Annotated in this window: 18 protein-coding genes, 1 tRNA gene and 2 rRNA genes; 8 read left to right on the plus strand and 13 right to left on the minus strand. The window is 46.5% G+C overall.

Features of this window, described 5'->3' with window-relative positions:
- Positions 1-19 precede the first annotated feature (19 nt).
- Entirely contained in the window at positions 20-487 is a 468-nt protein-coding gene (locus vsple_RS13640; protein WP_032553358.1) for an EVE domain-containing protein, read from the minus strand.
- A gap of 39 nt (positions 488-526) precedes the next feature.
- Here vsple_RS13640 and vsple_RS13645 point away from each other — a divergent pair, with 39 nt between their 5' ends.
- Both vsple_RS13645 and vsple_RS13650 read left to right on the plus strand, forming a co-directional pair.
- Positions 527-2,077: a COG3650 family protein gene (locus vsple_RS13645; RefSeq protein WP_261882251.1), complete on the plus strand. Its 1,551-nt coding sequence runs from the start codon at positions 527-529 to the stop codon at positions 2,075-2,077.
- A 1-nt stretch (position 2,078) separates the two neighbouring features.
- Positions 2,079-2,678, plus strand: a complete 600-nt coding sequence (locus vsple_RS13650; RefSeq protein WP_261882252.1) for a tRNA-uridine aminocarboxypropyltransferase — start codon at positions 2,079-2,081, stop codon at positions 2,676-2,678.
- 60 nt (positions 2,679-2,738) lie between these two features.
- Here vsple_RS13650 and vsple_RS13655 read toward each other — a convergent pair whose 3' ends face one another.
- From vsple_RS13655 to lptM, 8 genes are all read right to left on the minus strand, one after another.
- Positions 2,739-5,219 (minus strand): bifunctional diguanylate cyclase/phosphodiesterase, encoded by a 2,481-nt coding sequence (locus vsple_RS13655; protein ID WP_261882253.1) that lies wholly within the window; start codon positions 5,217-5,219, stop codon positions 2,739-2,741.
- 203 nt (positions 5,220-5,422) lie between these two features.
- Positions 5,423-7,918 carry a bifunctional diguanylate cyclase/phosphodiesterase gene (locus vsple_RS13660; RefSeq protein WP_261882254.1) on the minus strand — a complete coding sequence of 832 codons (2,496 nt, stop codon included), beginning with the start codon at positions 7,916-7,918 and terminating at the stop codon, positions 5,423-5,425.
- Positions 7,919-8,077: 159 nt separating this feature from the next.
- Positions 8,078-8,794 carry a 5-amino-6-(5-phospho-D-ribitylamino)uracil phosphatase YigB gene (gene yigB, locus vsple_RS13665; protein ID WP_261882255.1) on the minus strand — a complete coding sequence of 239 codons (717 nt, stop codon included), beginning with the start codon at positions 8,792-8,794 and terminating at the stop codon, positions 8,078-8,080.
- A gap of 9 nt (positions 8,795-8,803) precedes the next feature.
- A complete protein-coding gene (gene xerC, locus vsple_RS13670) occupies positions 8,804-9,736 on the minus strand; it encodes a tyrosine recombinase XerC (protein WP_261882256.1) in 933 nt (310 codons plus the stop codon).
- A complete protein-coding gene (locus vsple_RS13675; protein ID WP_261882257.1) occupies positions 9,702-10,403 on the minus strand; it encodes a DUF484 family protein in 702 nt (233 codons plus the stop codon). The genes xerC and vsple_RS13675 overlap by 35 nt, the downstream gene beginning before the upstream one ends.
- Positions 10,404-10,432: 29 nt before the next feature.
- The gene (gene dapF, locus vsple_RS13680) at positions 10,433-11,263 is read right to left on the minus strand and encodes a diaminopimelate epimerase (protein WP_261882258.1); all 831 of its coding nucleotides are present in this window, start codon (positions 11,261-11,263) and stop codon (positions 10,433-10,435) included.
- Between the two features lie 11 nt (positions 11,264-11,274).
- A complete protein-coding gene (lysA, locus tag vsple_RS13685; protein WP_255229618.1) occupies positions 11,275-12,528 on the minus strand; it encodes a diaminopimelate decarboxylase in 1,254 nt (417 codons plus the stop codon).
- Between the two features lie 48 nt (positions 12,529-12,576).
- Positions 12,577-12,693: an LPS translocon maturation chaperone LptM gene (gene lptM, locus vsple_RS22030; protein ID WP_408063558.1), complete on the minus strand. Its 117-nt coding sequence runs from the start codon at positions 12,691-12,693 to the stop codon at positions 12,577-12,579.
- A 75-nt stretch (positions 12,694-12,768) separates the two neighbouring features.
- On the opposite strand from lptM, the gene cyaY reads away from it, so the two are divergent.
- Positions 12,769-13,083 (plus strand): iron donor protein CyaY, encoded by a 315-nt coding sequence (gene cyaY / locus vsple_RS13695; protein ID WP_032553345.1) that lies wholly within the window; start codon positions 12,769-12,771, stop codon positions 13,081-13,083.
- A 66-nt stretch (positions 13,084-13,149) separates the two neighbouring features.
- Here the strand turns inward: cyaY and vsple_RS13700 are convergent, their stop codons facing one another.
- A complete protein-coding gene (locus tag vsple_RS13700) occupies positions 13,150-15,678 on the minus strand; it encodes a class I adenylate cyclase (RefSeq protein ID WP_261882259.1) in 2,529 nt (842 codons plus the stop codon).
- 342 nt (positions 15,679-16,020) lie between these two features.
- On the opposite strand from vsple_RS13700, the gene hemC reads away from it, so the two are divergent.
- The 5 genes from hemC (at position 16,021) to vsple_RS13725 (ending at position 20,577) form a co-directional block, all read left to right on the plus strand.
- A complete protein-coding gene (gene hemC / locus vsple_RS13705; RefSeq protein ID WP_255229613.1) occupies positions 16,021-16,959 on the plus strand; it encodes a hydroxymethylbilane synthase in 939 nt (312 codons plus the stop codon).
- 2 nt (positions 16,960-16,961) lie between these two features.
- The gene (locus tag vsple_RS13710) at positions 16,962-17,690 is read left to right on the plus strand and encodes a uroporphyrinogen-III synthase (RefSeq protein WP_261882260.1); all 729 of its coding nucleotides are present in this window, start codon (positions 16,962-16,964) and stop codon (positions 17,688-17,690) included.
- A gap of 19 nt (positions 17,691-17,709) precedes the next feature.
- Positions 17,710-18,930: a uroporphyrinogen-III C-methyltransferase gene (locus vsple_RS13715; RefSeq protein WP_261882261.1), complete on the plus strand. Its 1,221-nt coding sequence runs from the start codon at positions 17,710-17,712 to the stop codon at positions 18,928-18,930.
- On the plus strand, positions 18,930-20,111 hold the full coding sequence (locus vsple_RS13720) for a heme biosynthesis protein HemY (RefSeq protein ID WP_261882262.1): 1,182 nt from the start codon (positions 18,930-18,932) through the stop codon (positions 20,109-20,111). The genes vsple_RS13715 and vsple_RS13720 overlap by 1 nt, the downstream gene beginning before the upstream one ends.
- Before the next feature lie 133 nt (positions 20,112-20,244).
- A complete protein-coding gene (locus tag vsple_RS13725; RefSeq protein ID WP_261882263.1) occupies positions 20,245-20,577 on the plus strand; it encodes a c-type cytochrome in 333 nt (110 codons plus the stop codon).
- 730 nt (positions 20,578-21,307) lie between these two features.
- Here the strand turns inward: vsple_RS13725 and vsple_RS13730 are convergent.
- The 3 genes from vsple_RS13730 to vsple_RS13740 all read right to left on the minus strand — a co-directional run bounded on the left by vsple_RS13730 (position 21,308) and on the right by vsple_RS13740 (position 24,550).
- Positions 21,308-21,384: transfer RNA gene (locus vsple_RS13730), tRNA-Asp, on the minus strand.
- Between the two features lie 41 nt (positions 21,385-21,425).
- A 5S ribosomal RNA gene (gene rrf / locus vsple_RS13735) occupies positions 21,426-21,541 on the minus strand.
- 118 nt (positions 21,542-21,659) lie between these two features.
- Positions 21,660-24,550, minus strand: a 23S ribosomal RNA gene (locus tag vsple_RS13740).
- Positions 24,551-24,794: the final 244 nt, after the last annotated feature.

A 24,794-nucleotide genomic window follows, 5' to 3' on the forward strand; every position in this document is an offset into this window, starting at 1 on the left:
GTTCCCATAAGCTCTAACGTTAACGAGAACCCAACACCTCTTTGCTCAGAATAGCCTGCCACTCTTGCTCCGTTACAGGCATGATGGATAAGCGATTACCGCGCTTTACCAAAGGCATATTCTCAAGTTCAGGCATCGCTTTTAGCGTCGCTAGGGGAATCAAGCGTTCTGTGGTTCGAACATACTCGACATCGACCATTACCCAGCGAGGGTTGTCTGGTGACGATTTGGCATCGTAATAGTCACTCTCTGGATCAAACTGAAAGTGATCCGGATACGCCTCTCGCGTCACTTTTGCGATACCAGCAACGCCAACTTTCTTGCATGACGAGTGGTAAATCATCACGAGATCACCCAGTTTGACCTGATCACGCATCATATTACGAGCTTGGTAGTTGCGAACCCCCTCCCAGCAAGAGGTGTTTTGCACTCGCAGAGTATGAATAGAAAAGGTGTCGGGTTCTGTTTTAAATAACCAATATGCCATAATAAATCCAATTAACGGTTGCTCCGAGGAAGATATAACATGAAGGTACTCAAAAACCCAGCGGTATGGCTCACAGCCATCGCTCTGACGGGCTGTAGCCAAACCCAACAGTCCATTTCAGAACCAGAAAAATCACCCGCCGCTAACCTAGATGCCCCAAGTACCATTCAGCCGCAAACCTTTATTATGCGTGGTCAGGTGGTTGTTGGACATGAAAGCCGCACCTTTACGCCTTGTGGTAGCCAAGAGCAATACTGGTTAGATTTGTCACCAGAACTGGCACTAGAAGCTCAAGGACTCTCCAATACGCCCTATCAACCTATGTATGGTGAACTGATTGGCCACCTGACAGTGCCGAGTCAAACCGGATACAACGCCGATTTCACAGCTCGCTTTGTTGTTGACCAAGTCAATATTCTCACCGCCGAGAACCCCAACCGCTGTAGTCAACCACTCAAATCAACGCGTGCTTTTGGTAATGAACCTTTCTGGTCTGCACAATTCGATAAGAGCCAAGTGACCTACTCAAAAATAGGGGAGACGCCGCAAGCTTTTGAGATTCAATCAAGCCGCATGAGCAACGAGCAACGTCACTATCAATTAACCAGTAACCAAGGTGGTGGCGAACTGCACCTTACTAACAGCCGCTGCAACGACACCATGAGTGATAGCTTATACGGCTGGAATGCCAAGCTCACTATTAATGATGATTCTTACAAAGGCTGTGCTACGCTCTCGAATCAAGATACGACGCTACAGTGGGCTGATCGCTACTTTGCCAGCTCGACACAGAATACCGGTTTCTCGGTCACTCTTGAGTTAAATTCCGATCACAGTGCAGTCACTACCTACTCATACAGCAATGGTGATGCTCCTATTATTGAACAAGGGTTCTGGCAGCAGCTCAATGCTGACCAAGTTCAAGTGGTAATGACGCGCCACCAGCAGCAATATCTCATCTCAGAACGCATTTTTACCCGTGAGAGTGGCAAGCTGACGGCGACAAAAGAGCGGGTCGGGAATGTTGTGTATCCGATCGCCGACGGTGGCCTAACGCTCTTTAAAATGAGAGAACAACAAGATCTAATCTCAACACCTAAATCCGCCGTCGATCTTACCCCACGGAATATCAACGGTAGCGATCAATTTGATCCCAAGGTCGACCGCGCGATCCGCGACTATTTTAAGATCCACAATACCTCAACAGATGACACCCAGTATCGTTGGTTGACCTATGACCTCAATGGCGACGGGCAAGAGGAGTTCCTTGTACAACTGAATTGGTGTGGTTCTGGAGGATGTACCCTTCTGATTTTTGAAAACCATCAACAACAATGGCGCTTCAACAGCCGAGTGACTCTGGTACGAGGAAAGATCCACTTAGGAAAAGAGCAACATAATGGTTGGCACGATCTTGTATTTAACGTCGGTGGTGGTGGCGCGACACCTGCGCAACATGCGCTGCAGTACTCAGGTGTTAGTTACCCACTTAACCCAAGTGTCGCCCCAACAACGACGAGTGACAAAGTGAGTCAAGTCATTCTCTTTGCCGACGAGATCTCTCCGATGCAACAGGGAGTCAAACTCTAGTATGGAAAAGCGAGTTGCTTGCCAGCGATGCGGCTTCACTCATCAATGCATTTGTGCGCAGATACCTGCTCTTGAAAGCAAGGTGAACATTGCACTGCTTACTCATGAGAATGAGCTCAAACGCGACACCAACACAGGAAAGCTGCTGCTGCAAACACTCCCCAACAGCCAAAGCTATGTTTGGCAACGCAAGAGTGCGCCAGCAGACTTAATGGCTATGATTAATGATGATACGGTTCAGGCTTTGCTGCTGTTTCCCAGTGAGCAAAGTGTTGATGTCAGTGAGATTACTAAGGTGTACCCTGTCGCGAATAAAAAGCGACTGTTTATTGTGCTTGATGGAACATGGCAAGAAGCTAAGAAGATGATGAACAAAAGCCCGTGGTTGCAGAGTATTCCACAGGTACACCTCACCCCTAACTTAGATTCAGCCTATACCTTAAGGCGCAACCAAGATACTGGGCATTTATGTACCTGTGAGGTGGGAAGCTTGTTACTGAATCAATTAGGTGAAATCGATCAAGCTCAACAGCTAAACCATTACTTTCATCACTACCTAAAGGTCTTCCAAGCAGATAAAAGCGGCCACGCCCTTAAGTAGAATCAAAGAGCGAGACTTGGCTCGCTCTTTACGTTTCACGTGAAACAACTTGTTTGAATATCAGAACAAACGCCTTGGTTCGCCGACGAAATAACCTTGTAAGTAGTCGACACCCATATCCTCAGCAATACGACACACCTCTTGATTATGAACAAACTCCGCCACAGTTTTGGCATTGAGTATCTGGCATAAACTGACCAACTGCTCCGCTATTTTTCGCTGCTTTCTATCCTGGTCAATATTGCGAATTAAACTACCATCAAGCTTAATCACCTGAGGTTCCAGTTTGAGGATCTCATCAATATTGGAATAACCAGAGCCAAAGTCATCCACAATGATGTTCACACCAAGCTCTCTAAAATGATTACAGATTTCAATCAAGCGGCCATAATCTTTGATCTGCTCGGTCTCTAACACCTCTAAACCGATACGCTGAGGGTGACTAATGCTTTTGATCGCTTGCTCAAGGTGGAGCACTGTTTTCTCATTGGTAAAATCTTGCGGTGCAAGATTAATGCTGAATGAATCGGTACGATTTCTCATAAAGTCAAAGGTACGAGAAATCATTTGACGGCTTAAACGAGTGTAAAGGTGAGTCCCTTCGATAATCGGTAAAAAGCGTCCCGGGGTAATCAACTCACCCTCTTCTTCGATTCGAACCAAGCATTCATAGCTCTCTACTTGGTGAGAGTGAGCTGAAACGATCGGCTGGGCACAGGCAACAACGTTCTGATTCATCACTGCCCGGCTAACGCAAGATAACCAACTTAGCTGTTCTTGACGCTGCTTTTCTAACTGCACTAAGGTCTTAGCGTTAACCAAATGCTTATTTTGACTCACAGCACTGCGGCGCGCATCGATGGATTTCAACAATAAGTCATCAATTGATGTGGTTGGAAAATCACGACGACTGGCAATCCCGGCACCAATCGAGACTGACAAGTAATCAATATCAGGTAGCCCCATCGGTTCAAAGTTTACATGCTCAGTCTCATCCGCAAATTTAGAGAAGCGTTGCTGTATGTATTCATCGCTGGCTAAGCTATCGAAGACTACCGCCCACTCGCCAATCCCCACACTATATAACTGACACTCTTGTTCGAAATAGCGAGTCAATGAGCTTTGAAAGTGATCACTCAAGTCATTGAGCAGCTTATCTCCCACGCGATAACCGTATTTCTCATTAATCTGACTAAATGTCGTGATCTTCAGGGTAAGCAAATGGCTAGCACCACTCATTCGAGCCAACCTTTCGCGCAACACACTTCGGTTGGGTAAGCCAGTACGACGATCAACACGATAACTAGCCGTTAGAGCGTTGGCCTGCTGCTGAATTTTATTAACCATACTGTTGTTCATGTCATCGACATCCATTAAGGCATTGCGAATCAATGAAAACAACGGTGAGATATTGCTAGCAGGCTGACTACTTAACTGGCGGCAACTAGCGTTGTCGCCTTCACTCAGTGCCATATAAGTTAGGCTATGATGCAACAGGCGTTGCTGGCCTTGCTCATAGAACAGTTCACCCATGCAGTAGACACCGTAAGTGTCTGTCAATTTCTGGAAGATCTCGACCTCTTGATTTCCTTCAATGAAATCCAAACGAGAGGTGCAGTTATAGACAAAAAAGCATTCAGGTGAGTGTAAAGCCGTTTGCTCAACCTCCAACCTCACCTGCTCTAAAGTCAATGAGGGGTGATCGTAGCAAAAGCGCACCTCTTCACCGACTTGAAATTCACCACTGAATTCCATCTCTCCGTTTTCAGCAATCTTGATCGGTAAGTAGATATTCTGTTGTTTTGGGTCACCAACCATCAAAGGGAAGTTATTCAGTTGTTCGAAAGGGACTTCGAGACCATCGGCTAGATAGCGATTATAAAGCTCCCTAATGGGTACGCCATCCAGTTGAATCAAACGATGACCTTGTGCTGCGGTAACACGAAAGGTTTTGCCAATTGGGTTCCACTCGGTGAAATAACCTCGATTTACAACAAGCTTCTCACTGTGTAGCGCAGCCATCACATAGGCGCCTTGATAACAGCGTCCGTTCCTCATCACCCAACGTCCAGATGGGGTTATGGTCGATGCACCTCCACAGATTGGAATATTCAGAGCAGAACGATCAAAGGCATAAAAGAGGTTGTTTTTATCAAATGTCAGACAGTCAGCAAAACAGATTGCGGTTTGCGTACCATCGTGGCACTCCAGATGACGTAACATATCATCGCTATCACGAATCAAATCATCACTGTATGAAACCGTGGCGGAGCTTATGGTTGTCGAAGAGAACCAACTAAAGACCACCAGCAATCCTTGGTGCCTTAGCTCGCCCCTATCAATAAAATGTTCTGCACTGCAGCCGATGGAAGTACAGTCAGGGAAACGCGCGTGAATAATCTGGCACGCAGACTCCACTCTCTCTTGCTCAAAAGAAGAGAAAACCTGGACCAAAAGCGTATCGCTCGTTCGGAAACTCACAGTCTCTAACTCAACTGCAAGCTGCTTTAAATCATCTATAAAGAGAGAAAATGACTGCATAACCACATTAATCACTGCATTAATGACTCGTTATTGTGCTGATTATCGATAAGTCTTGCACGTATTAGTTACTATCACCCTGTGAGATCTGTGAACTCAGTAAAAGGTGGTTCCCTAATAAATCATAGAGTATGCAGCGAATTTCTCGATAACTGTATGCACATCACACTGTGTAGTGGGAGCATTTAATCGAAACATGTTCGTTAGAACAAACGTTTAGGTTCACCAAAGTAATAGCCTTGCAGGTAGTCAATGCCCATCTCTTCCGCTAGTTCACACACCTGTTGATTGTGAACAAACTCCGCAACCGTCTTAGCATTAAACACCTTACATAACTTGACCAACTGAGCGGCAATACTGCGCTGTTTTGGGTCTTTATCAATGTTACGGATCAGGCTACCATCGAGCTTAATGATCTGCGGTTCTAATTTGATGATTTCATCAATGTTAGAGTAACCAGAGCCAAAGTCATCAACGATAATTCGAGCACCCAAAGTTCTGAAGTGATCACACACTTCAATCATTCGTCCGTAATCTTTGATCTGCTCAGACTCCAGCACTTCTAAACCTAGCCTTGTTGGGTCGTTCATACCTTGAATCGCCGCCTCTAGAATCATCAAGGTTTTATCACTCAATAGATCTTGTGGTGACAAATTAATCGAGAATGCACCCTGCTTGTCTGCCATATAACCAATCGTGTTCTTAATCATATGACGACTCAAGCGCGTGTAGAGATGCGTGTCAGCAATGATAGGCAGAAACTTACCTGGAGGTACTATAGCCCTGTCGTCCATAATGCGTACCAAACACTCTTGGCTCACCTCTTGATGACTGCCCGCAGCGACGATAGGTTGTGTGTAAGTGATGATATTCTGACTTAAAATGGCACGACTCACACAAGAGAGCCAACCCAACTGGTCTTTACGGTCTTCTTCACTGACCTGAATGTCTTTGGCGTTAGTAATATGGGTATTGTTACGCACCCCATAGCGCCGTGCTTCAATGGCTTTTAGCAGGATCTCTTCACCAGTATCTTCAGTAAAGTCACAGCGGCTAGCAAAGCCACCACACAGCGACACTGAGAGATAATCTACATCAGCTAAACCGTAGGGTTCAAAGTTGATGTGCTCGATGTCATCGGCAAACTGAGCAAAACGGTATTTAATCCGCTCACTTTCTACCTTTGCATCAAAAATGATCGCCCACTCACCGATACCAATACTAAACAGTTCGACTCGCTCAAGAGAGTCTTGCTTCACATTGTTATGCAGTCGCTCAATAAAATGATTAGAGAGGTCTCTTAGCAGTTGGTCACCCACTTGGTAACCATACTTTTCATTCACTTGGTGGAAATTAGTCAGCTTTAAGGTGAGCAGATGCTCCGAACTCTTGATGCTATTGAGCTGCTCTTTAAGCACAATACGATTTGGTAAACCAGTACGCGAATCTACGCGATAACTTTCAGTAAGACGGCGCGCCTGTTGATGAAGCTTCTTCTCCATCTGGCTGTTCATATGGTCAAGATCAGCCACGGCATTTCTCACCAAATTAAGCAGTGGCGACACCATCGAATCAGTGTGAGCACCCGTTCGACTGTATTCAATCAACTCATGGGATTCACGCATCGCGACGTAGGTCAGGCTATGGTGTAAGATCTCTTGTTGAGTATCCGTTCGATACAACTCACCCATGCAGTAGGCACCGCATGCATCAACAATCCCTTCAAACGGCTTGAGTTCAGTTCGACTATCAATGAACTCTAATCGTGAAACACAGTTATAGATCATCACCGATTCCGGCTGGTGCATCGCCAGTACTTCCGCACCATGACGTACCTTTTCTGCCGTTAGTGACGGATGGTTATAGCAGAATTGAGCCTCTTCACCGACTTGCCAAGCACTATCAAATTCAATACTGCCATCATCATTGATTCGCAATGGAGTCGAGATCCCCTTCTTTTTGCCTGATTCACGATACAGTGGGAAGCTCATTAACTGACTAAAGGGGATGTCTTTACCATCGGCGAGATAGTGCTTGAACACGTCAATCGCGGGCTTATCATTGAGGCTGTACAACCGACGTCCCTCCGCACGAGTTACCTTAAGCTTCATGCCGATCGGATTCCACTCAGAATAAGCGCCCGACCACACCTTCAAATTGGGATTATGCAGCGCCACTGCAACACAGGCGTGCTGATAGGTCTGGCCGTTATACATCACCCATCGCCCATAAGTGTTCTCATGGCACAAACCACCAGCAACTGGCACTGAATAAGGCAGTGTGTCAAAGCCGGAATAGATTGGGTAGTCACAGCCCTCGACTTGGTCACAAATGCTGATAACGGTTTGGCTGATCTCAGTCAGGTTCAGTGCGTTAACTAGCGCTAATCCATCCAGCCCAGTTTTGCCGCTAAATGGTACAATAGTAGAACTTAGCGTCGTCTCTTCAAACTCACTAATCATCAACAAGCTGCCGCAGCTTACCTGACGGTTATTGTGAATAATATGCTGAGCGCTCTGACCTATTAGAGTCGCATCTTTGAGGTAAGTCAGTGTGATATCGGCTAGACGGCTCGCTGATTGACTGGAAAGTGTGGAGTGTAACTGGATTAGGTACTGCTTCTTGGCATGCCACTCTTTTTGTTGCAGATAGGATTCTAAGGACTCCTCAGAGGTTACGAGAAAAGTATAGGTATGCATGCCAAGCCTTGTTGTAATCGTATTAAGAGAGGACAACGGCTTTAGTGGATATTAATACGATGAAAGCAGCTGCCGATTAAAAAAGCTTCAATAGCTTCTTAAACGGCAGTTAATGTAGCAAGACCCTACAATAAATGCGACATAAGCTTATTGTAGCGATTAAATTAGTCGCATAAGATCTCGTAATTGTGAAATTTCGATATCAGGCAACACACGAGCTTTCGATGCTTGCTGAATATTCATATTTTTATCATTAAACCAGCACGCCTGATAGCCACTGACTTTAGCGCCGTAAACATCACTCACTAAGTGATCACCAACATGCAAAATATGTTCAGCTTTAATGCCTAGATGCTCTTGTGCTTGATTAAACATATCTGGGTATGGCTTGGCTCTACCATCAGGCCCAGCTTTCAATATCAACTGGAAGTAATCTCCTAGCCCAATTTTATGTGGGTCAACGTTACCGTTAGTGATTGCGACTAAAGGCAGTTTTTCACGCAAGGCTTGCATCACGCGATGCGTCTCTTGAGGGACATCGACTTGGTTTCTCAGCCACAACGCATGCTCAATACCCGACTTAGCCGCTGCTGTCGCCTGCGCTTCTGCGTAACCAAGCTGCATCAATCCTTGTTTGATCTGCGTTTCACGCCACAAAGTGACATCATGCTTTAGCTCAGGATTGGTCTGTGCAACTTGGACCTTCACTTGATGCCACTCATTCAGCGACAAAGAAGACGACACTGGATGCTCAGTGAACAGCCAATTCGCCATCTCCTTTTCCACTTTCATGATCACAGGCCAGTTATCGTAAAGCGTATCGTCTAGGTCAAACGTCATCGCCTTAATTGGGTTCAATCCACGGTAGAGTTGCATCAGTGCCTCTTATTCTTTGCTTCTTTTACGAGCTCTTGGGTGCGCCTGATCGTACGCTTGTGCCAAGTGTTGAAAGTCCAAGTGAGTATAGATTTGGGTTGTTGAGATGTGTTCATGCCCTAAGAGCTCTTGAACCGCCCTTAAGTTCTGACTGGATTCCAGTACATGAGTCGCAAACGAGTGACGAAGCTTGTGTGGGCTAATGTGACTAGCCACCGCCTGCTTCTTACCCCACTCTTCCATACGCTTCTGAACACTGCGATGCGAAATACGCGTACCGAGCTTAGAGACAAACAGTGCAGGCTCTCCAGGTGCGGCAAATTCACCACGCACTTTAAGCCATTTCTCAACACACTCTTTAGCCTGACCAGAAAAAGGTGCCTTACGCTCTTTATCACCCTTACCGATAACTCGAATCTCACCCTGACGCGCCTGAATATCTTTCAGATTGATGCCCACCAGTTCGGCAAGACGTAGACCTGCACCGTACATCACCTCCATCATGGCGCGATCACGAATCGCCAAAGGATCGCTTTCATCGACCTCAAGCAGCTGCCCTACTTCATCGACATCAAGGTTCTTGGGTAACGGACGCTGCTTACGCGGTGCTGATACGCCCTTGGCTGGGTTTGCCGAGATCTCACCTCGCAGTACCAAGAAATCAAAGAAACTGCGTAATGAGGAGAGGCGTGTCGCTAAGCTGCTCGCCTTAATCCCTTCACGCATGCCTTTACTGGCTAGCTGGCGCACCCATGCAGCGTCAACTTGCTGCCAGTCTTTAAGACCTAGAGTCACTAATTGGGCTGCCATGGTTTCTAGCTGCTGTTTATAATTGCGTTGCGTGTGCAGGCTCAGACCTTTCTCGCTTCTTAGGTATTCATAGAAGCGAGAAAGTGGTTTTTGAAGACTATTGGGAAGAGGTGTGTTGGGCTCTAGGCTCATTATCAATCTGCCAAGGTAAGGTCTCTGCCATATGAGCAACAACGAGTGCTAAATGACGCAAGAAAAGGGTGTCCATGTAGGGCTGAAAGTGACCACCATCTTCACTAGAGAAGGCCAGCAACCCAATCGGAGACTGTTTTGCCAATGGTAGCACTACATACGATCCTAGCTCAGGAGCCGATTGTTCGCCAAATAGGTCTTGGCGATCGGTCTTTCTCAAACGCCCAAGATACGCATCTTTCCCATTAAGGTGGTTCAACGAGAATTTCGCGTAACCCTCATCACTAAGCTGATAGAAACCGCTCTGAGAAAGAATACGCACATACGCTTTCAAGCCAAGTTCAGTCGCCTTCTGCTCTACCGCTTTGATCACCTGCATGAAGTCACGACACTTCAGTACTTGATCTTGCAGTGCCATAAACTCATAAAAGGTTTTATCGTTATTGGCTGCCAGTGACATTAAGCTGGTGATCTCTTCTTCAAGCTCTTCAATGCGCTGTCGCTGACGCTTCAACTGCACTTCGACCAAAGAGACAGCACCCTGCTCTACATTGTTAATCGCCAAGCGATCCACCAGCTCTTTCCTATCTTGGAAGAAATCTGGGTTATCACGCAAATATTCAGCAACCACTTCTGCCGTTAGCGCATCGGCTTCTACGTAAGACAAAACCTATCCTTATTTATTATTCATGGTGATCAGCAAGAGAGCTGACCATCAAAGACGTGTGTTGCAGGTCCAGTCATAAACAGTGGTTTACCTGGCCCTTGCCAACTGATCTGAAGATCACCGCCCGGTAGACTCACTTTAACGTTGCTAGACAGCAAGCCCTGAGTGATACCGACAGCGACCGCACCACATGCACCGCTACCGCACGCTTGGGTCTCACCCGCACCACGCTCGTAAACACGTAAGCGAACTTCGTCACGTGTTACTACCTGCATAAAGCCTGCATTGACACGTTCAGGGAAACGCTCATGAGACTCCAGCAGTGGTCCAAGAGTATCGACATCCGCAGTATCTACGTCATCGACGACTGTGACCACATGTGGGTTGCCCATGCTAACTGCACCACAGAATAGTGTGTGTTCGTCGGTACGCAGGATGTAGGTTTTCTCTGGCTGTTTGGCTTTGAAAGGGATCTTACTTGGTTCGAACTCAGGCACGCCCATGTTAACCGTGATCTGATCGTTCTCTTCAATCTTGAGAACCATCTTACCTTTCTTGGTACTCACGTTAATACTGTACTTGTTGGTCAGCCCTTTCATTCGCACGAAGCGAGCAAAACAACGAGCACCGTTACCACACTGTTCGACTTCACTGCCATCGGCATTAAAAATACGATAGTGGAAGTCCGTCTCTGGGTCGTACGGAGCCTCAACCACCAGCAGTTGGTCGAAACCAACACCGGTATGACGATCCGCCAAACGGCGGATCAAGTCTGGAGAGAAGAAGATGTTTTGAGTAATGCAGTCCACGACCATGAAATCATTGCCCAAACCATGCATTTTTGAAAAGTGGAAGTGCATAACGCTTAAACTTACTCCGGAAGAATGTTTTCAAGTTCCCACAAGCTCGTTAGCTCTTCACGCTGACGAACAAGGTGAGTTTTATCGCCATCAACCATCACTTCTGCTGCACGTGAGCGAGTGTTGTAGTTCGATGACATCACGAAGCCATAAGCACCTGCAGAACGCACCGCTAGGAGATCGCCCTCTTCAAGAACAAGCGCACGATCTTTACCTAGGAAATCACCAGTTTCACAGATAGGGCCCACTAAATCATAAGTCACTGCCTCACCTTCTCGAGGAACAACAGGGACAATGTCTTGCCATGCTTGATATAGCGCAGGACGCATCAAGTCGTTCATCGCAGCATCGATGATGGCAAAGTTCTTATGTTCAGTCGGTTTTAGGAATTCGACTTTTGTTAATAATACACCAGCGTTAGCCGCAATCGCTCGTCCAGGTTCGAAAATCAGCTCTAGATCAGCATGATTATCCAGTCGAGCCAGCAGTGCCTTCGCATAATCTGATGGTTGAGGTGGTAATTCGTCACGGTACACAACACCTAGACCACCACCAACATCAAGATGCTTAATATTAATACCATCAGCACGCAGTTGGTCGATCAGAGCCAACAAACGGTCCGTCGCATCAATAAAAGGTTCAATATCTGTCAGCTGTGAACCGATATGACAGTCGATACCGTGAATCTCGAGGTTCTCTAACTGCTGAGCAAACGCATACACGGCTGGCGCACGATCAAAGGCGATACCAAATTTGTTGTCACGTAGACCAGTCGAAATATAAGGGTGAGTATTTGCATCAACATCTGGGTTAATGCGCAGAGAAATAGGCGCCTTTACACCAAGCTCGCCAGCAACTTTATTTAGGCGTTCTAGCTCAGGCTCTGACTCAACGTTAAAACACTTAATCTTCAACTCAAGCGCACGCTTCATCTCCGCAGCTGTTTTACCCACTCCCGAGAACACAACCTTAGCTGGATCACCACCCGCTGCAATAACACGTTCCAGTTCACCACCAGATACAATATCGAAGCCAGAGCCCAATCTTGCCAATGTATTTAGTACACCTAGGTTAGAGTTTGCTTTTACGGCATAGCAAACCAAGTGAGGGTGCTCACCCACAGAAGAGTCGAACGCATTCCAGTGACGTTCTAGAGTGGCGCGAGAGTATACGTACAGTGGCGTGCCGTATTGCTCTGCCAGTTGTGAAAGTGCGACGTTTTCAGCCCAAAGCTGGCCATCATCCTGATAGTTGAAGTAATCCAAAATTCTTATCCCTTATCCGTTACGATTGCTACTACATTGTTGATTCACTTATTGCGATTGTTCATTTTGCTGCGCATCATCAGGTAAGTAGAGCGGACCAGTTTGACCACAGCCCGAAAGACCCATAACAGACAACATAAACAGAGCGGTAATTAACTTTTTCATTTTGCATATCGTGATTATTAACTCAATGCCCCCTATAATCGCACCACACTCAAGAAAAGCAATAGGATAGAAAGGATGAACGATACTGAATTTCATCAGCTAGTCGATATACAGATGCAAAACATCGAAGAAGCGATCGATGAATCAGAGGCAGACATCGATTATGAAGTAACTGGCAACGTGATGACGCTAGAGTTTGAGGACCGTAGCCAAATCATCATCAACCGCCAAGAACCAATGAAAGAGATCTGGTTAGCTTCTAAGTCAGGTGGCTTTCACTTCAAGTTGATTGAAGACAAATGGACATGCTCAAAGACAGGCATGGAGCTATTTGAAATGGTGAAAACTGAGTGTGAGAAGCACGCTGGTGAAGAGATCGACTGGGTTTAATCTAGCAATGGATACCCCAAAGCGACCAATGTAAAAAGGAGCGACTCAGTCACTCCTTTTTTGTTGCTAAACGTTAGCGATCTTAGAATTACGCGAAGAGAGCGTGGCATCGTTGCGATAAGGCACCACGTAAGACTGCCCATCATCGGGGTGAACAATCTGATAATACTGAGGAAGATTAAAATTAATCAGCTTCGACGCCACCTTAGAGTCATCTTTCACAGAGGTGTAGAAAGAGTTCACACTCGCAATCATCTCATCTTTCTGCCCACTGTATTGGTGGTAAACCTCAACCTGATTCGACTCATCTAACACGTAGATATTGAAGCCTTTATCGGTATCTTCAAAGAAGAACTGAATCAAACCCTCACTAGCAAAGCCATCCACCACTTCTGGTAGTTGGTACTCTTGCTCTTTATCCAGCATTAGCAACGGCGAGCCTTTGAGCTTATTGGTTGAAATACTGCGATAGAAATCGACCGAGTTTTCTAACATCTGCACAGATACGCCACGACGCTCGAAGAACAGACCAAACATCTTGTTCGCCAAACGAATCGCTTTGAATCGACGACGCTTCTCTTGCTCAATCGGTTTCAAGCGCAGGTCAATACACTCTGCCAACAGTTGGTAAACCATATTACGAATCACGCCGCGTAGGTTTTTGCTGTAACAGAACACATCCACCGACTCTGGTGGCAGCGCATCTTGGTGCATCTTACCCAATACTGTTTTTAGTGCGTCAAGCATTGCCGTCTCACCTTGGAAATGAAGCGTTCTCACTTCATGCCAGGAGTTACGGTAAACCAAATCGACACTACCCACTAGGCTCTGGCCTTCTTCACCAAAACTGAAGATATCTGCACTCTTCAAATCAACTTTTAAAGCGCGAGCACTCAATTCTGAGGTTGGGTCGTTCTCAAAGTTAATGAACATCGCCAACTGGCTGATCTCACACGGGCTCGCCAGTGCTTGCATACTTGGACGGCGCTTGCGTAGTGAGAAGGTATTACGCAGGTCGCTCACCATCTGATAGAACTTATCGATATCAATGTGGGCATCACGAACCACAGAATGCAGACGTGTTGATTCGGTGATCAATCCATTAAAGAACGACCACGCAACCAACTTACTCAAATACTCATGGTGCTCAAGCGATGGTTGACCAAGAATTCGATGTGCAATCAGCGGCTGCTTATACAGATACCAACCCGCTTTGTTGGTTTGGCCCTGTCTTACCTCAATAAAGCTCAGATCGGGCTCATGTAGATCAGGAGAAATCTGAGGGTTTAGAAGTGTGACCTTACCCGGCAGTACCTCAAACGCCGCATACAGCTTGCGAGCAAGAATACTGATGTCTTGAGGGCTGATTGCTGAAGTGATGTCGTTGCGACGTGCAAACTGAATCAGATTACGGTAGCTAAGCATCAACGCATCTAACAGGGCGTGGTGTACAACTTTAACTTGTTCAACCTTCCAGTTACGACGGTTATCCAGCTCAACGATGGTCTCATGATCCCAATTCCAAGCTTGAGTCATCTCAGTTAACGCTTCACGACGCCAAGCTACCGAGCCAGCTCCCGCTTCACGCGACAACTTCTCATGAGTTTTGAGATAGAAACAGCGGCGAACAAGATCGAGACGCGTGTCATCGTTAATGCGTTCAAGGTAACGAGTGACCTTCTCAAGCATCAGATAGTAGCTGTCCATCCCATATAGGTCTGGTTCATCAGCAAAGAAACGACGCTTAGTATCGATACTCAAAAGTTGAGTGTGTGGGTACTCCCACGAGTATGCCTCTAACAGGATCGCTTTTAACACCGATTTGTACGGAGAGTCGATACTCTTATACAGCTGCCACAGGTTAGAGCCGAAGTACTCTTCCGCTGGAATTCGGTTCAATTTGCCGAAATCAATCCACTGAGAGCAATCAATGTAACCCTTGTTACAAAGGTCATGGACATACTCGTCGTAACACTCTTCCATTTCTGGAGGAATGATCTGCCAAAGTAGGCGTTGGCCAGCCAAACGCACCGCCGAACGGTAGAACTCATCCAGCAGCAGTAGATGCTGAGAAGAACCGCAGTTATCACCGGTCATCTCTTCGGAATAGTTCGAGCGGAAGCGCTGCTCATCCATTAGGAAGAAGTTAGCTTCAACGCCAAGCGTCTGAGCCCAATCGGTGATCAATAGACACTTGTTGGTCAAACTATCGCGAGCACCACCATCCATATCCGGTGATACACACACCCAGATATCAAGGTCACTCGAAGTACTTTGACCAATAGAAGATGTACTACCCATGGTGTAGAGACCAAGGATCTCAGGGTTATTCGTTTCGGTGAGCTTACCGCCTAACGTCAGCTCGGTATCTTCGACAAATTGCTTTTGGAATTCATTAGGCGTGAAGCTACGAATTCCAAAAGGAACTTGTTGGTCATAAAAACCAGGCATCATTGGGTGATTGTAGTGAAGCAGTGCAGGGATAAGATGGAATACGCGCTGACTTTGCAAATCCATCAACGCCAACGCACGATCAATGCGCTGTTGATTTAGATTATCCAATCGCTGAATCAAAGTCTGAGTGTATGCCTGCAAGGTAAGTCCTTGGTTGAGATTAAATGCACTTCTGTTTAGTTACTGAACGAAAGCAACAACAAAACGTGATCAATTTAACACTTTTACCTTTAATGGTAAAGCAAAGCTGACGATGCTGCCACCTTTGTTCATCTAGGTAAAACGCTAAATCCACGGCATGGTAGTGTCCTCTTTATTGACTATTTCTAATAATAGCCCATGTTTCAAATGAGATACTAATCACACTATTTTGGTGAAGTAATGAAATTCCTTTATCTATCAAAGCTCGCAATGATCTAACAGTAAGAATTTTCATCACAGAGTGTTAGGATTAGTCTATTACAGACTCATATCGGAATCACCATGACACAATCAACTCCAATCCGTATCGCCACTCGAAAAAGCCCACTTGCTCTTTGGCAAGCCTACTTTGTAAGGGATGCCCTTCAAGCTGCGCACCCTGGTTTAGAAGTTGAGTTAGTGACCATGGTTACTAAAGGCGACATCATTCTCGATACACCGTTGGCGAAAGTTGGCGGTAAAGGCCTGTTCGTAAAAGAGCTTGAAGTCGCGATGCTAGAAGGCCGTGCAGACCTTGCGGTTCACTCAATGAAAGATGTACCGGTCGACTTCCCTGAAGGCTTGGGTCTGGTGACGATCTGTGAGCGTGAAGACCCACGCGACGCTTTCGTATCTAACACCTACAACAACATTGATGAGCTACCTCAAGGTGCTGTTGTTGGTACATGTAGTCTGCGCCGTCAGTGCCAACTTATGGAGTCTCGCCCAGATCTTGTAATCAAAGAGTTGCGCGGCAACGTTGGCACGCGCTTAGGCAAACTCGATGATGGCCAATACGACGCAATCATCCTTGCTGCCGCAGGCCTAAAACGTCTAGAGCTAGAAGAGCGTATCCGCAGCTTCATTGAACCAGAACAGTCTCTTCCGGCTGTTGGTCAAGGCGCTGTTGGTATCGAATGTCGTTTGGATGATGAACGATTAATCAAACTGCTAGAGCCGTTAAATCACCAAGATACGGCTGATCGCGTACTGTGTGAGCGTGCAATGAACCTAACTCTAGAAGGCGGTTGTCAGGTGCCAATCGGTAGTTACTCACTACTCGACGGTGATGACATCTGGTTACGTGCACTTGTTGGCGAACCAGACGGTTCAAAAATGGTACGCGGTGAAATCAAAGGCCCACGTAAAGACGCAGAAGCACTTGGTGTTAAGCTTGCCAATCAGCTTCTTGATGATGGTGCACGTGAAATCCTAACCAAGCTTTACGCTGACCAAGACTAATCATGACGGTGTTGGTAACTCGCCCTGGTCTTGAAGGGCAAGCGCTTTGCCAACAGCTAGTGGATGATGGAATCACTGCGATCCATCATCCACTGATTCGCATCGTTGACAACTCTCCCTCCGAACCGCTTTCTGATCTGTTACAAAGCAGCGATATTATCATTGCTGTCAGTCAACACGCCGTGACCTCGGCTCAACGAATTCTCGCACAAAGTAACCAAAGTTGGCCCAGTTCCGCTCTATATCTTGGCGTTGGTCAAAAAACCGCGCACATTTTAAGCAAAGCTTGTAAACAAAAAGTAAACTACCCACAAGTGAGTGATAGTGAGCACCTTCTTAAGCTACCAGAGCTGAGAAACGTGCAAAAAAAGGCGATCTTAATACTGCGTGGAAACGGTGGTCGCGAGCTTATACGCGAATCTCTAGTCAATCAGGGAGCACGAGTCTCTTATTGTGAGACCTACCGTAGAGAATATATTCCGATAAAGCACCACAATACTTACCCTCTATGGGTTGAACAAAAGATTTCAAAAATTGTCATCACCAGTCAGGAGCAATTGGAATACCTTACCGCCAATGCACCTGATGAGTATTCGAATTGGCTTTTCACAAGACATCTGTTTGTCCCAAGCCAACGCATTGCAGAACGAGCCCAACAGCTTGGGTATTCAACAGTTACGAATACGACAAGTGCGACAAACCCAATATTACTGGCTGCTCTCCAGCCTTAGCTAGAAACAGGAAATAAGCATGACAAGCAAAAAAAATAATGAGCATATTGAACCTGAAAAAAGTCCAGAAACTCAGCCAGTAGTTCAAGATGATGTTGTCTCTGAGAGTTCAGAAGAGGTAAAAACAGAGACCCCAAAACCAGAAGAGCCACAAACCAAGTCTGAAGTTACATCGGAAGAAAATGAGCTAATCGCCAAAGCTGAAAAACAAGGCAAACGCGGCGTTAAGTTTGGTGCGATTGCCATCGCAATCTCTATTATCTTCAGTGGCGGTATCGCTTTCCAAATGCAGCAAAAAAATGCTGAATACTCGGCGCAAATTGCATCCCTTCAATCTCAGTTGGAAAATACCCAATCGGCCGTTAACAAAGACCTACAAGCTGTGAAGCAAGAGACCATTCAAGAGGCGTCTCAAGCTGTGCAAAAAACACAGGTTGTACAAGCTCAACAAGAGCAAAGCATTCAAAGCCTGCAGCTTGCTGTCGCTGACGTGAAAGGTCGCAGACCAAATGATTGGTTACTTGCAGAAGCAGACTACCTAGTAAAACTAGCAGGGCGCAAGTTGTTCTTAGAGCACGACGCTGTCAGTGCAACTAAATTAATGGAAAGTGCTGACCAACGCATTGCGGCACTGAACGATCCAAGTCTAGTGTCACTGCGCCAATCTATGGCGAACGATATTACTAAGCTTCGCACTATCCCACTGATCGATCGTGACGGCTTAGTGCTACGCCTAACCAGCCTGCAACAACAAGTCGACACTCTACCGCTGGCAAATGCAATCTTGCCTGAAGCACCAGAACAGACAAAAGAAGTGGTTTCTGGTGACATCAACGACTGGCAAACCAACCTGATGACTTCACTAAAAGATTTCTCAGGCAACTTCATCACTTTCCGTAGCCGTGATGGTGATGTAGTACCCCTACTTTCTCCAGAGCAACACTTTTACTTAAGAGAAAACATCAAAGGTAAACTTGAGACAGCAATCCGCGCGGTTTACAAAGAGCAAGGTGACATCTATACCGCTGCACTAGAAACGGCAAACGAGTGGTCAACAGCATACCTGAACCAAGACAACAACTCGGTCATCGAGTTTGAGAAAGCCATCAAGCAACTGAGCGAACAAAACATCACGGTAAAATACCCAGTGAAGCTTGAGTCTCAAAGCTCTCTTTCAGATGTCATTCGTGACCGTCTACGTCGTGAAGTCACGACAATGACGAGCAAGGAGGAGCAATAATGATTCGTTGGATATTTCTTTTCTTAGTCCTTGGTGCCGGTCTATTTGTCGGTACACAGTTCTCAGGACAACAAGGTTACGTTCTGATCTCTATTGCCAATAAAACAATAGAGATGAGTGTGACTACCTTGGTTATCTTTGTTATCGCGCTATTAGCCGCACTCTTTGGTCTTGAGTACCTATTTAAGAAGATGGTATACGCAAGTTCTACCACGTGGAACTGGTTCAGTGTGCGTAAGCAAAAACGTTCACGTCGTTACACCAATGAAGGTATCGTTAAACTGCTTGAAGGTGATTGGAAAGGCGCGGAGAAAAAAGTAACGCGCTGGGCTAATCACCACGACATGCCGCTACTCTGTTATCTAGTGGCGTCACAAGCAGCACACGAGCAAGGCAATAAAGATGAGCGTGATAAGTACATCGAACTTGCTAGCCAACAAGAGAACTCTCAGCTTGCTGTTGAACTAACTAAAGCTAAGCAGCAGATCAGTGAGAGAAACTTTGAAGCTGCGTTTGATACTCTGTCGACCCTAAAAGGCACCTATCCAAGCAACACTGCTGTTCTTGGTCTATTAAAGACAACTTACGTTGAGCTGAAGTTATGGCAGCCTCTGATTGAACTGACGCCTAAATTGGTTAAAAGCAAGCTAATCACAGCTGAAGAACAAGTCGCGTTAGAGCAAAAAGCACAATGTGGTCTACTGCACGATGTCGCCAAACAACAGGGTAGCGAGGGGCTTATCAGTCACTGGAATAAGCTATCTCGCAAGCAAAAACAAAGTACACACCTTGTCTCTTGTTTTGTTAAACAGTTAATTGCTCGTAAGGCAGACTCAGAAGCATTCACCGTCATCAAAGAGAACATTGCTAAGAGCGAATCAAACGAGCTGTACACATTACTTCCAGAACTTAACCTAGCCGACCACCACCCAGTGGTTGTTATGCTAGAAAAAGCAGTGAAGAAAGATGATAGCAACGCAGAAGCCCACAGTGCTCTGGCGCAGTTCTACCTAAGAGAGCAAAAGTGGACAGAAGCGCAAGCACACTTTGAAAAAGCGCTAGAGTTGCGTTCTAACGTTTCAGATTATGGTTACCTGTCTGATGCTCTTGAGAAACAGAACCTAACCAAAGCTGCCCATGAGGTTTCACGTAAGGCTTTAGGCTTAGTGAAGTCAGCATAGCAAACGTAAAGACAACACCATAAAGCCGATGCTGAGATGCATCGGCTTTTTTGTACATTTCATTCAGATAATATTCATACCACCTATCGTACTCTTACTTCATTCCCAAATTACACCATGAGTGAGAGTCATCATGTCAAAGTTCGCCACCCTATTACTTACTAGCTTTATTGGCATCAATACATACGCAGCTAACTTAGATATAGAAGCTGGTGAGAACTCCTATAAGACTCTCTGCGTGTCCTGCCATGGCGATCTTGGCCATGGTGATGGTATTGCGGGAAAAGCGCTCCCAGAGCAGCCCTCGAACATTTATGATGGTTTAAATTCTTGGTTTGAAAGCGAAGCAGAACTCATCGACACCGTGTTAAATGGTAATGAAAGTATGCCCGCTTGGAATTCCGTCTTAAATGAGAAGGATGTAAAAGATATCTTTGCCTATATCGAAAAGATAAATAGCAAGTAACCCTTGGTTTACTACCTAACCATTACTGGGTGTTTTACTTCTTACGCGACTAATCTATCTTTGAAATTTACTCTATATATCTGTAAGAGTTTAGATTCCCTACTCCTTCCTTCGTCAGTCTAGGGAATGACGACGACTTTACTATTAGTTAAAGCGCTAAGCAGAAAGAGAGTCTAGCTGAGAACTAGGTGGAATATGTGGCTTAGAAATGGCGAGCTACCATATGTATAGATTGTATAGACGCCAACAATCACAGCTATATCTAAATCTAAAGATACTCCTTAATACATAATATGGTTCTTAAGTGGCTGGGATTTGTTAGTCGAATCCCCAAATAACTCTCCCTAGAAACGACAAAAACCTAGTCGCAAGACTAGGCTTTCTAACAAATGGTGGAGTGGCCTTGGTTGCGGACAACGGGTAAACCTTTTGCGGGACTCTTTCGACCGAAGGGTGAATACAATAATTCAAACGTAAAAAAGCCCAAGCAGTTATACTTGGGCTTAGTATAAGTGGCGGAAGGCTGGGGTCGCAAGCGACCGGGACTCGTTGGTCGAAGACCAAAATACCTATCCCCAGAAACGACGAAAGCCTAGTCGTAAGACTAGGCTTTCTGATAAGTGGCGTAGTGGCCGGGGTTGCGGGCAACCGGGACTCTTTCGACCGAAGGGCGAATACAGTTATTCAAACGTAAAAAAGCCCAAGCAGTTATGCTTGGGCTTAATATAAGTGGCGGAGTGGACGGGACTCGAACCCGCGACCCCCGGCGTGACAGGCCGGTATTCTAACCAACTGAACTACCACTCCGCAGTGGTAAACACGTCTTTAGACGTGGTTCCAAAATTAAAGCCTGGCGATGTCCTACTCTCACATGGGGAAGCCCCACACTACCATCGGCGCTATTGCGTTTCACTTCTGAGTTCGGCATGGAATCAGGTGGGTCCACAACGCTATGGTCGCCAAGCAAATTCTTTCTTCTCTGATTTTCTTTCAGAAAAGTAATCTGGAAAGCTGTTTCTTGTTCTCTCAAACTCATTCAAGCGTTTGTATCTTTGAGTCCATCAAAACCCCTTGGGTGTTGTATGGTTAAGCCTCACGGGCAATTAGTACAGGTTAGCTCAACGCCTCACAGCGCTTACACACCCTGCCTATCAACGTTCTAGTCTTGAACAACCCTTTAGGACGCTTAAAGCGCCAGGGAAGACTCATCTCAGGGCTCGCTTCCCGCTTAGATGCTTTCAGCGGTTATCGATTCCGAACTTAGCTACCGGGCAATGCCATTGGCATGACAACCCGAACACCAGAGGTTCGTCCACTCCGGTCCTCTCGTACTAGGAGCAGCCCCCTTCAATCTTCCAACGCCCACGGCAGATAGGGACCGAACTGTCTCACGACGTTCTAAACCCAGCTCGCGTACCACTTTAAATGGCGAACAGCCATACCCTTGGGACCGACTTCAGCCCCAGGATGTGATGAGCCGACATCGAGGTGCCAAACACCGCCGTCGATATGAACTCTTGGGCGGTATCAGCCTGTTATCCCCGGAGTACCTTTTATCCGTTGAGCGATGGCCCTTCCATTCAGAACCACCGGATCACTATGACCTGCTTTCGCACCTGCTCGAATTGTCATTCTCGCAGTCAAGCGGGCTTATGCCATTGCACTAACCTCACGATGTCCAACCGTGATTAGCCCACCTTCGTGCTCCTCCGTTACTCTTTGGGAGGAGACCGCCCCAGTCAAACTACCCACCAGGCACTGTCCGTAATCCCGATTCAGGGACCAACGTTAGAACATCAACACTACAAGGGTGGTATTTCAAGGACGACTCCACCACATCTAGCGACGCGGTTTCAAAGTCTCCCACCTATCCTACACATGTAGGGTCAATGTTCAGTGCCAAGCTGTAGTAAAGGTTCACGGGGTCTTTCCGTCTAGCCGCGGGTACACTGCATCTTCACAGCGATTTCAATTTCACTGAGTCTCGGGTGGAGACAGCGTGGCCATCATTACGCCATTCGTGCAGGTCGGAACTTACCCGACAAGGAATTTCGCTACCTTAGGACCGTTATAGTTACGGCCGCCGTTTACCGGGGCTTCGATCAAGAGCTTCGACCGAAGTCTAACCCCATCAATTAACCTTCCGGCACCGGGCAGGCGTCACACCGTATACGTCATCTTACGATTTTGCACAGTGCTGTGTTTTTAATAAACAGTTGCAGCCACCTGGTATCTGCGACTCTCGTCAGCTCCATCCGCGAGGGACTTCACCGATAAGAGCGTACCTTCTCCCGAAGTTACGGTACCATTTTGCCTAGTTCCTTCACCCGAGTTCTCTCAAGCGCCTTGGTATTCTCTACCCGACCACCTGTGTCGGTTTGGGGTACGATTCCTTACAATCTGAAGCTTAGAGGCTTTTCCTGGAAGCATGGCATCAATGACTTCACCACCGTAGTGGCTCGACATCGTATCTCAGCGTTAAGAAAGTCCGGATTTACCTAAACCTTCCGCCTACGTACTTGAACCTGGACAACCGTCGCCAGGCCCACCTAGCCTTCTCCGTCCCCCCATCGCAATTGTAAGAAGTACGGGAATATTAACCCGTTTCCCATCGACTACGCCTTTCGGCCTCGCCTTAGGGGTCGACTTACCCTGCCCCGATTAACGTTGGACAGGAACCCTTGGTCTTCCGGCGAGGGAGTTTTTCACTCCCTTTATCGTTACTCATGTCAGCATTCGCACTTCTGATACCTCCAGCAGCCCTTACAGACCACCTTCAACGGCTTACAGAACGCTCCCCTACCCCGCACACTAAAGTGTGCAGCCGCAGCTTCGGTGTATAGCTTAGCCCCGTTACATCTTCCGCGCAGGCCGACTCGACCAGTGAGCTATTACGCTTTCTTTAAATGATGGCTGCTTCTAAGCCAACATCCTGGCTGTCTGAGCCTTCCCACATCGTTTCCCACTTAGCTATACTTTGGGACCTTAGCTGGCGGTCTGGGTTGTTTCCCTCTCCACGACGGACGTTAGCACCCGCCGTGTGTCTCCCGGATAGTACTTACTGGTATTCGGAGTTTGCAAAGGGTTGGTAAGTCGGGATGACCCCCTAGCCTTAACAGTGCTCTACCCCCAGTAGTATTCGTCCGAGGCGCTACCTAAATAGCTTTCGGGGAGAACCAGCTATCTCCAGGTTTGATTGGCCTTTCACCCCTAGCCACAAGTCATCCGCTAATTTTTCAACATTAGTCGGTTCGGTCCTCCAGTTGATGTTACTCAACCTTCAACCTGCCCATGGCTAGATCACCTGGTTTCGGGTCTATATCCAGAGACTGAACGCCCAGTTAAGACTCGGTTTCCCTACGGCTCCCCTAAACGGTTAACCTTGCCACTGAATATAAGTCGCTGACCCATTATACAAAAGGTACGCAGTCACACCACGAAGGTGCTCCTACTGCTTGTACGTACACGGTTTCAGGTTCTATTTCACTCCCCTCACAGGGGTTCTTTTCGCCTTTCCCTCACGGTACTGGTTCACTATCGGTCAGTCAGTAGTATTTAGCCTTGGAGGATGGTCCCCCCATATTCAGACAGGATATCACGTGTCCCGCCCTACTCGATTTCACTGATTATGATGTGTCGGTTACGGGGCTATCACCCTTTATTGCGGCACTTTCCAGAGCCTTCACCTGCATCATTAAAAGCTTAAGGGCTAATCCAATTTCGCTCGCCGCTACTTTCGGAATCTCGGTTGATTTCTCTTCCTCGGGGTACTTAGATGTTTCAGTTCCCCCGGTTTGCCTCTTGCTGCTATGTATTCACAACAAGATACTTACTTATGTAAGTGGGTTTCCCCATTCGGAAATCCCAGACTCAAAAGGTTTTTACTACCTAATCTGGGCTTATCGCAAGTTAATACGTCCTTCATCGCCTCTGACTGCCAAGGCATCCACCGTGTACGCTTAGTCACTTAACCATACAACCCGAAGAGGTTTCGAGTTGATGACTGTTTGCTTTCACTTTTCAAAGTGAAGACAAAATAGCAACCAAGGTTTTTGGTTGTAACAAGAAGGGTTAGTTCTTATTACGTGTTTGCCGGACTCAATGGTGAATCAATGTAAACATTGATTCGAATACAAGACACTTGAATGTGTTTGTGTTGTGTTTATCTAATAAAAGATAAACATTGAGAACTTTTAATTTGATTTAAATAACTCTGT

The organism is Vibrio pelagius, from assembly GCF_024347575.1.
Classification (GTDB): Bacteria; Pseudomonadota; Gammaproteobacteria; order Enterobacterales; family Vibrionaceae; genus Vibrio; species Vibrio pelagius.

Excerpts from the sequence above, each read along its gene's own strand:
- vsple_RS13645 (WP_261882251.1), top strand. The coding sequence starts at position 527 with ATGAAGGTACTCAAAAACCCAGCGGTATGGCTCACAGCCATCGCTCTG.
- vsple_RS13725 (WP_261882263.1), top strand. The coding sequence starts at position 20,245 with ATGTCAAAGTTCGCCACCCTATTACTTACTAGCTTTATTGGCATCAAT.
- vsple_RS13655 (WP_261882253.1), bottom strand. The coding sequence starts at position 5,219 with ATGCAGTCATTTTCTCTCTTTATAGATGATTTAAAGCAGCTTGCAGTT.
- cyaY (WP_032553345.1), top strand. The coding sequence starts at position 12,769 with ATGAACGATACTGAATTTCATCAGCTAGTCGATATACAGATGCAAAAC.
- vsple_RS13720 (WP_261882262.1), top strand. The coding sequence starts at position 18,930 with ATGATTCGTTGGATATTTCTTTTCTTAGTCCTTGGTGCCGGTCTATTT.
- vsple_RS13715 (WP_261882261.1), top strand. The coding sequence starts at position 17,710 with ATGACAAGCAAAAAAAATAATGAGCATATTGAACCTGAAAAAAGTCCA.
- vsple_RS13650 (WP_261882252.1), top strand. The coding sequence starts at position 2,079 with ATGGAAAAGCGAGTTGCTTGCCAGCGATGCGGCTTCACTCATCAATGC.
- yigB (WP_261882255.1), bottom strand. The coding sequence starts at position 8,794 with ATGCAACTCTACCGTGGATTGAACCCAATTAAGGCGATGACGTTTGAC.
- dapF (WP_261882258.1), bottom strand. The coding sequence starts at position 11,263 with ATGCACTTCCACTTTTCAAAAATGCATGGTTTGGGCAATGATTTCATG.
- xerC (WP_261882256.1), bottom strand. The coding sequence starts at position 9,736 with ATGAGCCTAGAGCCCAACACACCTCTTCCCAATAGTCTTCAAAAACCA.
- hemC (WP_255229613.1), top strand. The coding sequence starts at position 16,021 with ATGACACAATCAACTCCAATCCGTATCGCCACTCGAAAAAGCCCACTT.
- vsple_RS13640 (WP_032553358.1), bottom strand. The coding sequence starts at position 487 with ATGGCATATTGGTTATTTAAAACAGAACCCGACACCTTTTCTATTCAT.
- vsple_RS13710 (WP_261882260.1), top strand. The coding sequence starts at position 16,962 with ATGACGGTGTTGGTAACTCGCCCTGGTCTTGAAGGGCAAGCGCTTTGC.
- vsple_RS13660 (WP_261882254.1), bottom strand. The coding sequence starts at position 7,918 with ATGCATACCTATACTTTTCTCGTAACCTCTGAGGAGTCCTTAGAATCC.
- lptM (WP_408063558.1), bottom strand. The coding sequence starts at position 12,693 with ATGAAAAAGTTAATTACCGCTCTGTTTATGTTGTCTGTTATGGGTCTT.